The sequence below is a fragment of the Thalassotalea ganghwensis genome, from assembly GCF_053485795.1.
The window spans coordinates 389,090-402,194 of the sequence record NZ_JBQRUM010000001.1 but is presented as its reverse complement, the minus strand read 5'-3'; the positions used below and the strand labels follow the sequence as shown (position 1 = coordinate 402,194).

The window sequence follows — 13,105 nt, the reverse complement described above, 5'->3', positions numbered from 1 at the left end:
CTATAAGCTAGTTCAGACGCTAGCTGGGCAAGTCTATTGGGATAACCCCACACATTTCGTCGGCAATTCCATTAGGGCCGAACATTCGAGGCGCGAATTATACAGATGTTTAATAAATACTCAAGGGAATTCTTAAAAGAAGTTGTACCAGTTGCGATACAACTTCTCATTCTGACATAACTGATACCCGATTTAGTTTACGATTCTTCACCATTTAATAAGTCAGCAAAGGTCGATAATTTATCTAACACCATGGCGTGAATAGACTTTCTGGGGTAACGTCCTGTTCGACTCATTTCTCCTGCAGGGACGCCAGTAAGTAATTCTAGTGCCTGATCGATATTATCAACCGCATAGATAGCAAACTGTTTATGCTTTACCGCTTCAACCACTTCATTATCTAACATCAGGTTATTCACATTCGTTTTAGGAATAATAACCCCTTGTGAACCCGTTAAACCTTTATCTTTACACAAACGATAAAAACCTTCGATTTTCTCATTTACACCACCGATGGATTGCACACCACCATGCTGGTTTATCGAGCCGGTCATCGCGATACCTTGATCAATCGGCAATTGTGCAATCGCCGATATCAATGCACACAGTTCTGCCATCGAAGCACTGTCACCATCAATATGCCCATAAGATTGCTCAATAGCGATATTAGCTGATATTGCCACCGGTATTGTTTGACCATATTTATGACCAATATAACCACTGAGTAACAAGACACCTTTAGAGTGAATCGACTTGCCAAGGTCAACTTCTCTTTCAATATCAGTAATGCCGTTACTTCCGGCATAAACGGTTGCCGTGATACGGGCTGGAGTACCAAAAACACTATCGCCAATTTCGAGCACGGTTAAACCATTGACGGTACCAATGCGCTCGCCTTGGGTGCTAATTAACACTTGCTCTTCTTTAATTTCGCTGAGCCACGCTTCGCTGATCCTACCGGTACGTCTTTGCTTTGCTGCTAACGCTTTTAATACAAAGCTTGCATCTAAGTCACCTTCTGCTTTTGCTTGATGATAGTGATAAACAGCTTCATCCAATAAATCATTAATTTGAACAATGTTGGCTGATATTTTTTGCTGATGTTCAGCTTTTCTCAACGCATATTTTACCAGTTCATAAACCGCTGTATCGGCAACTCTTGGGTATTCTTTTTTAAATGCCCGTTGGCGAATTAATTGTGCATATTCAATTAGACTTTTATCAGAGCGCTCGATATAACGATCAAAATCCGCTAACACACGAAACAGTTCAGTGAACTCTTGATCATAATCTTGTAGGGTGTAATAAATATCAGAATCCCCTAACAGCACAACCTTCACCGACAAAGGAATTTTTTCTGGTTGTAAGCTAAAACCACCCGAATGCCCCATTTCTGAGTAAGGGTTTTCAATGGTAATTTGTTGGGTTTTCAGGGCAAGCTTTAGACGCGACCAGACGAGTGGTTGATTTAACAATTTATCCGCATCAAGCAACAAATAGCCACCATTAGCCTTATGCAAAGCTCCCGGCCTGATCAAGCGATAGCTGGTATAGGTAGCTCCTTGAAACGTGGCAAAGTCAATATGACCGAACAAATTTTGAAAGGTAGGGTTTTGCTCATAAACCACTGGTGCCCCTTCTTGCGGGTCTCGTCCAACCAATAAATTAGGTAAAAATTGCTCAACCATGAGTTTGCGAACATCTTTATCGTTGGTATTTTCATTATTTTCTTCAACGAGTATTTCCAGCACGGTATCAACCACATGAGCTTTAACACGTGATAGGTATTTAAGTACCCCTAAGTTACTGGCAAATTCATGCTCCAATTCTTTCAAAAAAGGCCTAATGGCTTGCTCTGCAGTTTCGTATTTCAATTTACGCTTTTTATCCGATGAAATACGCTTCCATTGAGGGAGCTCGATCAGTTTTTCTGAGAGCAAGTTTTCTAACTTAGTGAGTAGCAGGTAAAACTCATTGCGCTTGGCTTCGTCCAAATTTGCAAACTCTTTATCATTTAGTGGTTTGCCATCAACCATGGGCGCAAAGCCAATCTCACCGGCCTCTTCATATAAAACCACGTCATTTTTTAATGCCGTTTCTTCGACAATGGCAATCGCTTCATCGTACTGTTGATTAAACTCTCTATCGATTGCTGCTTTTTGTCTTTGATAACCTGGGTTGTCAAATATCTCTGGAAACAGATCGAGTAATTCATCAATAAAAGTATTAATACGAGCAACTAGCTGCTTTCCGTCGCCGGGACTAACATACAATTTATAAGGAGCATGAACATCATCAAAATTATTGATGTAGCACCACTCTGGCGGAGTCGCCTGCGCTTGAGCCGCAGCAGTAAGCATTTGTTTAATCAATGTTTGGCGTCCCGTACCATGCTCTCCCATGGCATAAACATTAAAGCCAGGTGATGACATTGCTAAACCAAACTCTAACGCTTCTTTGGCGCGATCATGTCCAATAAAGATTTGTTCAATGTCTTCGGCATTTTCTAAATGAGAAAATAACGACAAGGGTAAGTTGGCGGTTAAACGTTCTGGTGAAAGGCGCAACTTTTGATGGGGATTATTCATCTAAACTCTCGTATTAGCGCTTAAAAAACAAACACTTTGCAAATTAACTATACGACAGTCTACTACCTTGATTAGGTCTTTGGCAAAGCCCTTGTAGAAAGAATATCAACCTTAAGGCGTTAAGCTCTCGCGCTTAAAGTGCTCATGCCCGCAATATAAGCACGGCATCACTTCACTTAGATGTGAAATAATGATCGACTTTTCACATTGACGACAAGTGAGTTTACCAAAGCCAATATAGTCTCCGACGTGATAATCACCACTGTGGTTAAAATCTTCAACAAGCTCTGCCCATTCTACTTGAGATTTATCGGTTATTTTTGACAACAACGCCCAAAAGGACTCCTTCATTAACGATAAAAAAATTGAATGCTTGGCTTGCTCACGATTTTGCTGGTAAAACTCTTGTAAGTCATACTTAAAATTTTCGATGAATTGGTTTATTTTTTCTTCTGGAATCGACTCCGCGGCGCGAAGTATCACTTTTGCTTGTTCTACTAATTCAATAATTTCCGTTATTTCATGTTTTTTTACGTCTTTAAGCCAAACCGAAAGTTTATGATGAACATCAGCTAACATTGACTTATTTTCCATAGCGCCCCCGAAAAAGAAAGCTGTACTACCTCATTAAAATCACCTTATCGATAGCACAAAAACCAAGACTCTCTGTCAGTATAGACAAGAAATAAGCACAGTTACGTTTCTCGATAAAAAATCCTCGCAATAACCTTGATTAAGCTTGTTTATCGCCCCTTGGATAAGGTATTCTATGCCGATTAATTTTTTGTTCGCTTTTGGCGTTTAATTTACATCGCAATACAGCCATAAAGCCCTATCTAGTGACTTGAGAACTCTTAAATGGAATCGACGTACAATCCCAAATCAATTGAAGCAGATGTTCAACAATATTGGACAGAAAACGAAACATTTCGCGCTAAAGAAATCCCTGGTAAAGAAAAGTTTTATTGCCTCTCAATGTTTCCATATCCGAGTGGGCGCCTGCATATGGGTCATGTCAGAAACTATAGCTTAGGTGATGTAATTTCACGCTATCAACGCATGCAAGGTAAAAATGTCATGCAACCTATGGGTTGGGATGCATTTGGTTTACCTGCGGAAAACGCAGCAATTAAAAACAACTCTGCGCCAGCGAAGTGGACTTACCAAAATATTGACTATATGCGCAATCAATTAAAATCGTTAGGTTTTGGTTACGATTGGCACCGCGAATTGGCAACATGTCAAAAAGATTATTATCGTTGGGAACAATGGTTCTTTACTAAACTTTTCGAAAAAGGTTTGGTTTATAAGAAAAATGCGACAGTAAACTGGGATCCGGTCGATCAAACCGTACTCGCTAATGAACAGGTTATTGATGGCAGAGGATGGCGTTCGGGTGCAATAGTTGAGCGCAAAGAGATCCCGCAATGGTTTATTAAGATCACCGATTACGCCGAAGAGCTTTTAAATGATTTAGATGAATTAGATGGCTGGCCTGAACAGGTGAAAACCATGCAACGTAACTGGATTGGTCGCTCTGAAGGGGTCGAGATGACCTTCCAAGTTGCCGATAGTGATGACGCATTTGACATCTACACAACTCGCCCAGATACCTTAATGGGTGTCACTTATGTCGCGTTAGCGGCTCAACACCCATTATCACTGGCAGCCGCTGAAAATAACCCAGAACTTGCCGCTTTTATTCAAGAATGTAAGACCAATAAAGCCACTGAAGCTGATATGGCAACAATGGAGAAAAAAGGCGTTGATACTGGCTTAAAAGCAATACACCCACTAACGGGTGAATTAGTGCCTGTTTGGGCCGCCAATTTTGTCTTAATGGATTACGGTTCGGGCGCAGTAATGTCAGTTCCAGGTCATGATCAACGTGATTTCGAATTTGCGCAAAAATATGGTTTAGACATCAAACAAGTCATTGCTGCCAGCGAAGGTGATGACATTACAAAAGCCGCGATTACCGAGAAAAACACCTTAATAAACTCTGGTGAGTTTGATGGTTTAGACTTTGACCAAGCATTTAAAGCGATTTCGGATAAATTAGTCGCAGAAAATAAAGGCAAGGTTACCGTTAATTACCGTTTAAGAGATTGGGGCGTATCACGCCAGCGTTACTGGGGTACCCCGATCCCAATGATAAAATTAGCGAATGGTGAATCAGTTCCTGTTCCTGAAGATCAATTACCGGTTGTACTACCTGAAGATGTTGTTATGGATGGCGTTACCTCGCCAATTAAGAGTGACCCAGAGTGGGCGAAGACGCAATACAACGGTGAAGAAGCATTTAGAGAAACCGATACCTTTGATACCTTTATGGAGTCTTCTTGGTATTATGCGCGTTATTGTTCTCCATCAGATGATAGCCAAATGCTTGATCCAGAAAAAGCAAATTACTGGTTACCTGTCGATCAATATATCGGTGGTATAGAGCACGCCATTTTACATTTATTATACGCTCGCTTTTTCCATAAACTGTTAAGAGATGTTGGTTTAGTCAACAGCAAAGAACCGTTCAAGAGCTTATTATGTCAAGGTATGGTGTTAGCTGATACTTATTACCGTGAAGCAGACAATGGTGCACAAGAATGGATTTCACCATCAGATGTTGAAGTAGAGCGCAATGAAAAAGGCCAAGTAACTTCAGCCATTAGCAAGTTAGACGGACAGCCGGTCATTTCTGCGGGCATGAGCAAAATGTCTAAATCTAAAAATAATGGTATCGACCCACAACAGGTTATTGAACAATATGGTGCCGATACGGTTCGTTTATTTATCATGTTTACTTCTCCACCGGAACAAACCTTAGAGTGGTCTGATTCAGGTGTTGAAGGTGCTCACCGCTTCTTAAAACGTGTGTGGAAGCTAGTTCATGATGTTAAAGCGAGTGGAGAATTTGCGAGCTTAGCTGATATATCACTTTCAAGCGCGCAAAAAACATTGCGTCGTGAAGTGCATAAAACTATCGCTAAAGTCAGTGATGATATTGGCCGCCGCAATACCTTTAATACGGCAATAGCTGCGATCATGGAACTCATGAATCATTTAGCTAAGGCACCACTTGAAACGATTGAAGATAGAACGGTAATGCAAGAAGCAGCCAGAGCGGTGATCTTGATGTTGACCCCTATTGTCCCACATATGTGTCATAAATTATGGCAAGAAATCGGCGATGGCTCGCAAGTAGAAGATACCTTATGGCCAGCAGTAGATGAACAAGCCTTAGTTGAAGATGAAAAACTGATCATTGTTCAGGTTAACGGTAAAGTTCGCGCTAAAATCACTGTGAGTGCTGATGCGAGTAAAGAAGATGTAGAAACGCTTGGCCAAAACGAAGAAAACGTTGCTAAGTTTATCGCTGACAAAACCGTACGCAAGGTTATTTACGTACCGGGCAAGTTACTTAACATCGTAGCGAACTAATGGCCGAATTACTTAACAAAAAACTGCTAGCCAGCACGCTAATAATGATTAGTGTGCTGCTTGCGGGTTGCGGTTTTAAAATGCGTGGTGACTATTTCATCGCTCAAGAACTTCGCCATATCAATGTTACGTCACTAGACAAATATGGCGAATTAACTCGATTAGTTAAACAACAGTTATTGTTAAATCAGGTCAAACTTAGCGACAGGTATGATAAAAACTTACCTGAGCTAAAGATATTAAAAGATACGCTCGACAGACGAACCTTGTCGGTATCTACCAATGGGCAAGTAGCCGAATATGAATTAATTTATACCATTAATTACCAACTACGTTTTGCCAACGAAGCCTTTCAAACGTTTCATATCGAGTTATATCGCGACTATCAAGATGATCCTAATTTGGCGCTAGCTAAAAGTCGCGAATTAGCATTGATGCTAAGTGAGATGCGTTTAGAAGCAGCGAATAAAATCATAAGAGATTTAGCCAGCATTCAACGATAAGAAGACAGTTAATCATGCGCATCTACCATAACCAGCTATCAACAACCTTGCGACAAGGATTAGCGCCAATATGGTTAGTGTTCGGGGATGAGCCTTGGCAAAAAAATGATGCCATCGCACAAATTCGTGCAACCGCTCAACAACAAGGTTTTGATGAACTTTTACGTTTCTATGCTGACGATAAGTTTGATTGGCAGCAAATAGACCATGAATATCATTCAATGAGTTTGTTTGCCCAACGCAAAATTATTGAGATTGAACTGGTTAGTTTTAAACTCAATGACGCTGCAACTAAGTATTTAGAAGCGATTGCGGCTGATCCCTCTCCAGACATTGTTGTCCTTATTTACGGCGACAAAATAGATGGCGCATCTCAAAAACGTAAATGGTTTAAAGCACTAGATAAAGCGGGTATCTTTATGCCGCTTTACGACATCGAAGGTAAACACTTAAGCCAATGGATTTTTACCCAATGTAAAAAGCTTTCCCTTACTGTATCCAATGATGTCGTTAACTTACTTTGTCACCTATTTGAAGGTAACCTTTTAGCGCTTTATCAAGAACTTACTAAGCTTTCAATACTTTATGGTTCAACGCCAATTGATGTCGAAAATATAGAAAAGCTAGTTATCAAACAAGCAAGGTTTACCGCCTTTCAATTAAGCGATGCTATGCTCGCAGGTAACATTAAGCAATGTTTTTCAATGTTAACTCAACTTGAAGATGAAGGAATTCATGTTGCTCAATTAGTCTGGCCTTTGCATCGAGAAATATCACAACTATTGAGTATGAAAGAGCAATTTGAGCAAGGAATTGCACTTGTGCAAATATTTAGTGAACATAAGGTCTGGGAAAAGCGAAAACCTCTCTATCAACAAGCGCTTAAATCAACAACACTTGAAAACTTAGCGATTGCACAGCAACGATTAGCGCAAGTGGATATATTAACCAAGACAACAAGTGAGTTTAATGGTTATCAACTATTAGCAGATGTCATTGTTTGTGTTCAACAGGGGCAACAACTATCAAATTTATCGTTAGATTTGGAATACATCTAAGGTATTAAGATGGAAAACTTCGAGAGACTGGGCATATTTGGCGGCACTTTTGATCCGATACATAACGGCCATATTTCTTCCGTTCTCGACAGTGCGCAACGTGTCATGCTTGAGCAAGTATTGATGATCCCTGCCTATATCCCTGTGCATAAAAACGCAGCGGTTGCCAATAGCCACCATCGCTTAGCCATGGTTCAACTGGTTTGTCAGCATCATGCTATTTTTCAAGCTGACGATAGGGAGTTAAAGCGAAGTAAACCTTCATATACCATTGATACCTTGAATGAAATAAGCGCTCTTTACCCAAACAAGCAGTTATTTTTATTTGTCGGTTTGGATTCATTATTAAGCTTTACTCAATGGTACCAATGGCAAGAGATTTTAACGCTATGCCACTTGATCGTTAGTGCGCGACCATTGCTAGCGCCTATTGCCCCTCAAAAAGCCATAGATAAACGATTGACTAGCCGCATCGTCGATGATGTTAATTCATTAGCCAATAAAAAAGCTGGAAAGATACTCATTAATCAGTTGCCTGACTATCCAATCTCATCGACGCAGATCAGAAAACAACTGAATCAAAACAAACCAATCGATAATGACGTACCAAGTTATATAAAAGCGTATATTGATCAACACCAACTCTATCAACATAAGTGACCATAATTTTCTATTAACCTACACTAGGGTTAGTGGTATTATGTCGATTAAGTTTAATTGAAAAGAGAATATACATTGCAATCTGAAGCATTAGCCGATTTTGTAGTAGAGAAAATCGATGATATGAAGGGGCGTGATATCACGACTATCGACATATCTAAAAAGTCTAGTTTTGCCGATTTTATGATTGTTGCCTCAGGTAATTCGAATCGTCACGTTAAGTCAATTGCGGAAAACGTTAATACAGAATGCCGCGCAGAAGGCATTGAACCTTTGGGTATTGAAGGCAACGATGTCGGCGAATGGTCACTCGTAGATTTAGGTGATGTGGTTGTACATATTATGACTGACGAGCTAAGAGATCGTTACCAACTCGAGCAACTTTGGGAATAGCACAATATTACGATGCGATTAACCCTATATGCTGTTGGCAATAAAATGCCCTCTTGGATCACTGACGGATTTAATGAATATTGTCGTCGCTTTCCTCGTGATATGTCTTTTGATCTTGTTGAAATTCCACCAGGTAAACGTGGCAAAAATGCCGATATTCAGCGTATCCTTGAAAAGGAAGGAGAACTAACATTAGCTGCCATCCCTAAAGGTAATCGTATCGTAACCCTCGAAGTCGAAGGCAAACCGTGGACCACGCCACAATTAGCGAAACAACTTGAAAAGTGGCAACATGATGGACGCGATGTCGCTTTACTGGTTGGTGGTCCTGAAGGTTTAGCCCCTGCTTGTATAGCCGCATCAGAGCAAAAATGGTCGTTATCTCCCTTAACCTTACCACACCCTATGGTAAGAGTCGTTGTCGCAGAAAGCCTTTATCGTGCTTGGAGTATCAATAACAACCACCCATATCATAGGGAATAGAGATGGCGACAAAAAGAGTCTCTATTCGTAACCATACCGCTGAAGCAAATCTATTTGCACGTCGTACGTTTATTGCACTTGTCGTCGTTAGCGCCATGCTTTTATTACTCTTTAGTAATGTTTATAATCTGCAAGTCACTTCCTATGATAAATACCAAACCCGCTCAAACTCCAATCGCATCAAATTACTACCGGTCGCTCCTAATAGAGGATTAATTTACGATCGAAATGGCGTTTTACTTGCTGAAAATAAGCCTGTTTACAGTTTAGAGGTCATTCCTGAGCAAACGGAAAGCTTTGCTAAAAGTTTAAAGCAAGTCAGTGAGCTTTTGGAAATTAGTGAAGAGCATCAACAAAAAGTATTTAAATCACTTAAAAGTAAACGTCGTTTCAAACCAATTGAAATAAAATCTCGTTTGAGTGAACAGCAAGTGGCGCTGTTTTCAGTACACCAGCATAAGTTTCCTGGTTTTTTTATTGACGCTCGATTAAAACGTTACTACCCATTTAGCGACCTAACCACCCATTCTATTGGCTATGTTGCGCGTATCAATCGTCAAGATGAAATTAAACTTGAAGAGCAAGGAAAAGCCGAAAACTATGCGGCAACGCGCAATATCGGCAAATTGGGCTTAGAACGTTATTATCAAGACATTTTGCATGGCACCATTGGCAACCAAGCTGTTGAAATCAATAGTCAAGGGCGAGTATTACGTACGCTAGATTTTACGCCGCCGATCCCTGGTAAAGACTTAACCCTAACACTCGATATTGAACTACAGATGATCGCTAAACGAGCGCTCACTGGCCGTCGCGGAGCGGTAGTCGCCATCGACCCGCGAGATGGCGGCGTACTAGCGATGTACTCGAATCCAAGTTATAACGGCAACTTGTTTGTTCATGGTATTAGCTATAAAGATTATCGAAAGCTAACCAGCTCAAAAGATTTGCCATTGATAAACAGAACCGTACAAGGCTACCCGCCCGCTTCAACCATCAAACCACTGCTGGCACTTGTTGGCTTGGAAGAAGGTATTATCACACAACATACCACCATCAATGATCGAGGCACTTATAGCTTACCTGGCATAGAAACCAAACGTCGCGATTGGAAAAAGTGGGGCCACGGAAAAGTTGATTTAACTAAGTCGCTTGAACAATCATGTAACATCTATTACTACGATTTATCCTATAAACTCGGCATCACCAAAATAGCCAGAATGATGGAAAAATTTGGCTTTGGAGACCATACCGGCATTGATATACTCGAAGAAAGCCGCGCCATCATGCCGAGTGTCGAGTGGAAGAGAGCACGCTACAATAAACCTTGGTACACAGGAGAAACACTTTCTGTCGGTATCGGTCAAAGTTATTGGACGGTTACTCCACTGCAACTTGCACAAGCGATGTCGATTTTGGTCAACAAAGGGACTATCAAGGTACCCCATTTACTAAAGGCTACTGACGAAGTAACCGTTGATACTCAAACCGGTGAAACCAAGAATCTAACAACACCATTCCCCGTAGATGAAAAGCAACCAATTATCTTAAAAAACGACTACCATTGGGAGTTGGTTATGGATGCGATGCATAATACCGCCCAAAAAAAAGGCGCTACCGCATATAACGCATTTAAAGGGGCTACCTATGACGTTGCCGGTAAAACCGGTTCAGCGCAAGTAACCAGTATTGGCCAAGATGAAGAATATGATGCTGAAGCACTGGCTGAAAACCAACGCGATAATGCCATGTTTGTTGCCTTTGCACCCTATGAAGCACCAGAAATCGTGGTCGCTGTCGCCATTGAGAATGTTGCTAAGGGCGGCGGTGCAACTAACGCCGCGCCTGTCGCTAGACAAATGTTGGATCAGTATTTTGGTGACCGCGTTATTGTCAGCAAAAAAAAGCATCCGTTACACGATAATACCTATAATGCTGACTTAATTGAAAATAGGACACCCTAGTGCGCTCAACCGGACAAGATCAACAACGACGCCCTAATTTTTGGCAACGACTTCATATAGATGCTCCGCTTCTTGCTGGCATCATTACGCTAATGCTCGTTGGGTTATTTGTCGTTTACAGTGCCGGCGGGCAAAGCGTCGATATGGCGATAAAACAAGCACGTAATATGGGGATCGCATTATTAGTGATGTTTGTTGTTGCACAAATTCCTCCTTTAGTTTACCGAAAATGGGCGGTACCCGTTTTTTGTATTGGAATACTTTTATTGATATCTGTACTAATTTTTGGTCATGTTGGTAAAGGTGCACGCCGCTGGCTAAATCTTGGTGTTTTTATGTTTCAACCCTCGGAAGTTATGAAGTTAATCGTTCCAATTATGATTGCTTGGTATGTTAGTCAACAAGACCTTCCAGTAAAAGTCAGTAATGTTATTGCAGCGTTTATACTGGTACTGATCCCGACATTATTAATCGCAAGACAACCCGATTTAGGCACCTCTTTGCTTATTGCAAGCTCAGGTATCTTTGTGATTTTTCTTGCTGGTGCTAGCTGGAAACTCATTGGCACCTGCACTGTACTCGCGTCAGCATTTACCCCCATACTATGGCTGTTTTTAATGAAGCCCTACCAAAAACAGCGCGTATTAACGTTTTTAAACCCTGAACAAGACCCGTTGGGTGCAGGTTATCACATCATTCAGTCTAAAATTGCTATCGGCTCAGGAGGCATTGACGGCAAAGGCTGGCTACAAGGCACCCAATCGCAATTAGAATTTTTACCCGAACGTCACACAGACTTTATATTCGCGGTTTTTAGCGAAGAGTTTGGCTTGTTTGGGGTGACCTTATTATTTGCCGTTTACTTAGCGGTTGTGATGCGTGGTCTTTGGATAGCAGTCAATGCTCAACAAGCATTTACTAAATTATTGGCGGGCAGCTTAACGTTAACCTTCTTTGTCTATGTCTTTGTCAATATTGGTATGGTTTCAGGGCTCCTTCCCGTTGTTGGGGTCCCTTTACCACTAGTCAGTTATGGTGGAACTTCTATGGTGACACTGATGGCAGGCTTTGGTATCTTGATGGCTATTAGCACACATCGGCGATTTATCGCTTAATTTTATCCGATAGGCCAAGCTATTGTGAATTACAAAACTATTAGCTACATCTTCATTATTCTATTTACGCTATTGCTGACATCTTGTAGTCAACAATATGGCCGTTACCAACAGAAACATGATAGCCACCCTACTCGTCTACCAACCGCAAATGAATTACGAGATGCCGTACCCAAATTAGAACCTCAAAGCCCCGGCGGCAACAGAGACTATACCGTTAGAGGGCAACGCTATAAGGTTATGGATAGTGCAGAAAGTTTTGTCGAACATGGCACAGCTTCGTGGTATGGGGAAAAGTTTCATGGTCATTTAACCTCAAATGGCGAAATCTACAATATGTATGGCATGAGTGCCGCACATAAGCACTTACCTCTTCCAACCTACGTTAAAGTGACCAATTTAGAAAATCAAAAATCAGTCATTGTAAGAGTTAATGATAGAGGCCCCTTTCATGCAGGGCGGGTTATCGACCTTTCATACAGCGCAGCATATAAGCTAGATATGCTAAAAACTGGAACTGCTGACGTTAAAGTCGAAGCAATTATTCCAACAAATCATCGTTTAGCAAATTCAACAATAAAACCAAAGCCCCAAGTAGACAGCTCAAGTGAACCGCTTAACGGTTTATATATTCAAGTATTTGCAACTAAAGATAAAAATATTGCCGAACGTAAAGCTTCAACATTATCTCTGTTATACAAACAACCCTCGCTTACCAGTGCAAACAATGGTATTTACCGCGTCAAACTGGGGCCGATAACGGATGAAACTCAACGCACAAAATTACTCGAAAGTATTCAAAGAAATGGCTATCCAACGGCTTTTAAACTTGATATTTAACAACGCTTTTACATTTAATAATCTGCTGTAACAATTTGGGTGTTTTGACCATGGTATTCCAAG

General features: G+C 41.0%; 11 protein-coding genes. 9 read left to right on the top strand and 2 right to left on the bottom strand.

Annotated features, from left to right (window positions below; all coding sequences use genetic code 11):
• Nucleotides 1-197: 197 nt before the first annotated feature.
• Complete coding sequence (locus ACSLUH_RS01765; RefSeq protein WP_448563958.1) at nucleotides 198-2,588, bottom strand: AAA family ATPase; 2,391 nt, start codon at nucleotides 2,586-2,588, stop codon at nucleotides 198-200.
• 111 nt (nucleotides 2,589-2,699) lie between these two features.
• Nucleotides 2,700-3,182 carry a zinc ribbon-containing protein gene (locus ACSLUH_RS01760; protein WP_448563956.1) on the bottom strand — a complete coding sequence of 161 codons (483 nt, stop codon included), beginning with the start codon at nucleotides 3,180-3,182 and terminating at the stop codon, nucleotides 2,700-2,702.
• A gap of 264 nt (nucleotides 3,183-3,446) precedes the next feature.
• Here ACSLUH_RS01760 and leuS point away from each other — a divergent pair, with 264 nt between their 5' ends.
• From leuS to ACSLUH_RS01715, 9 genes are all read left to right on the top strand, one after another.
• The gene (gene leuS / locus ACSLUH_RS01755; protein ID WP_448563954.1) at nucleotides 3,447-6,026 is read left to right on the top strand and encodes a leucine--tRNA ligase; all 2,580 of its coding nucleotides are present in this window, start codon (nucleotides 3,447-3,449) and stop codon (nucleotides 6,024-6,026) included.
• Complete coding sequence (locus ACSLUH_RS01750) at nucleotides 6,026-6,529, top strand: LPS-assembly lipoprotein LptE (RefSeq protein ID WP_448563952.1); 504 nt, start codon at nucleotides 6,026-6,028, stop codon at nucleotides 6,527-6,529. Before leuS ends, ACSLUH_RS01750 begins: the two co-directional genes overlap by 1 nt.
• Nucleotides 6,530-6,543: 14 nt before the next feature.
• Nucleotides 6,544-7,587: a DNA polymerase III subunit delta gene (holA, locus tag ACSLUH_RS01745; protein WP_448563950.1), complete on the top strand. Its 1,044-nt coding sequence runs from the start codon at nucleotides 6,544-6,546 to the stop codon at nucleotides 7,585-7,587.
• A 9-nt stretch (nucleotides 7,588-7,596) separates the two neighbouring features.
• Nucleotides 7,597-8,247, top strand: a complete 651-nt coding sequence (nadD, locus tag ACSLUH_RS01740) for a nicotinate-nucleotide adenylyltransferase (protein WP_448563948.1) — start codon at nucleotides 7,597-7,599, stop codon at nucleotides 8,245-8,247.
• Between the two features lie 75 nt (nucleotides 8,248-8,322).
• A complete protein-coding gene (gene rsfS, locus ACSLUH_RS01735; RefSeq protein ID WP_448563946.1) occupies nucleotides 8,323-8,640 on the top strand; it encodes a ribosome silencing factor in 318 nt (105 codons plus the stop codon).
• A 12-nt stretch (nucleotides 8,641-8,652) separates the two neighbouring features.
• Nucleotides 8,653-9,123: a 23S rRNA (pseudouridine(1915)-N(3))-methyltransferase RlmH gene (gene rlmH / locus ACSLUH_RS01730; protein ID WP_448563944.1), complete on the top strand. Its 471-nt coding sequence runs from the start codon at nucleotides 8,653-8,655 to the stop codon at nucleotides 9,121-9,123.
• A 2-nt stretch (nucleotides 9,124-9,125) separates the two neighbouring features.
• Nucleotides 9,126-11,087: a penicillin-binding protein 2 gene (gene mrdA, locus ACSLUH_RS01725; protein ID WP_448563942.1), complete on the top strand. Its 1,962-nt coding sequence runs from the start codon at nucleotides 9,126-9,128 to the stop codon at nucleotides 11,085-11,087.
• A complete protein-coding gene (gene rodA / locus ACSLUH_RS01720; protein WP_448563940.1) occupies nucleotides 11,087-12,202 on the top strand; it encodes a rod shape-determining protein RodA in 1,116 nt (371 codons plus the stop codon). The genes mrdA and rodA overlap by 1 nt, the downstream gene beginning before the upstream one ends.
• Before the next feature lie 24 nt (nucleotides 12,203-12,226).
• Nucleotides 12,227-13,042 (top strand): septal ring lytic transglycosylase RlpA family protein, encoded by an 816-nt coding sequence (locus ACSLUH_RS01715; RefSeq protein ID WP_448563938.1) that lies wholly within the window; start codon nucleotides 12,227-12,229, stop codon nucleotides 13,040-13,042.
• The last annotated feature ends 63 nt before the right edge of the window (nucleotides 13,043-13,105 follow it).

Bases quoted from the DNA above. Each gene is read 5' to 3' on its own strand.
- ACSLUH_RS01765 (WP_448563958.1), bottom strand. From the start codon at position 2,588: ATGAATAATCCCCATCAAAAGTTGCGCCTTTCACCAGAACGTTTAACC.
- ACSLUH_RS01760 (WP_448563956.1), bottom strand. From the start codon at position 3,182: ATGGAAAATAAGTCAATGTTAGCTGATGTTCATCATAAACTTTCGGTT.
- leuS (WP_448563954.1), top strand. From the start codon at position 3,447: ATGGAATCGACGTACAATCCCAAATCAATTGAAGCAGATGTTCAACAA.
- ACSLUH_RS01750 (WP_448563952.1), top strand. From the start codon at position 6,026: ATGGCCGAATTACTTAACAAAAAACTGCTAGCCAGCACGCTAATAATG.
- holA (WP_448563950.1), top strand. From the start codon at position 6,544: ATGCGCATCTACCATAACCAGCTATCAACAACCTTGCGACAAGGATTA.
- nadD (WP_448563948.1), top strand. From the start codon at position 7,597: ATGGAAAACTTCGAGAGACTGGGCATATTTGGCGGCACTTTTGATCCG.
- rlmH (WP_448563944.1), top strand. From the start codon at position 8,653: ATGCGATTAACCCTATATGCTGTTGGCAATAAAATGCCCTCTTGGATC.
- mrdA (WP_448563942.1), top strand. From the start codon at position 9,126: ATGGCGACAAAAAGAGTCTCTATTCGTAACCATACCGCTGAAGCAAAT.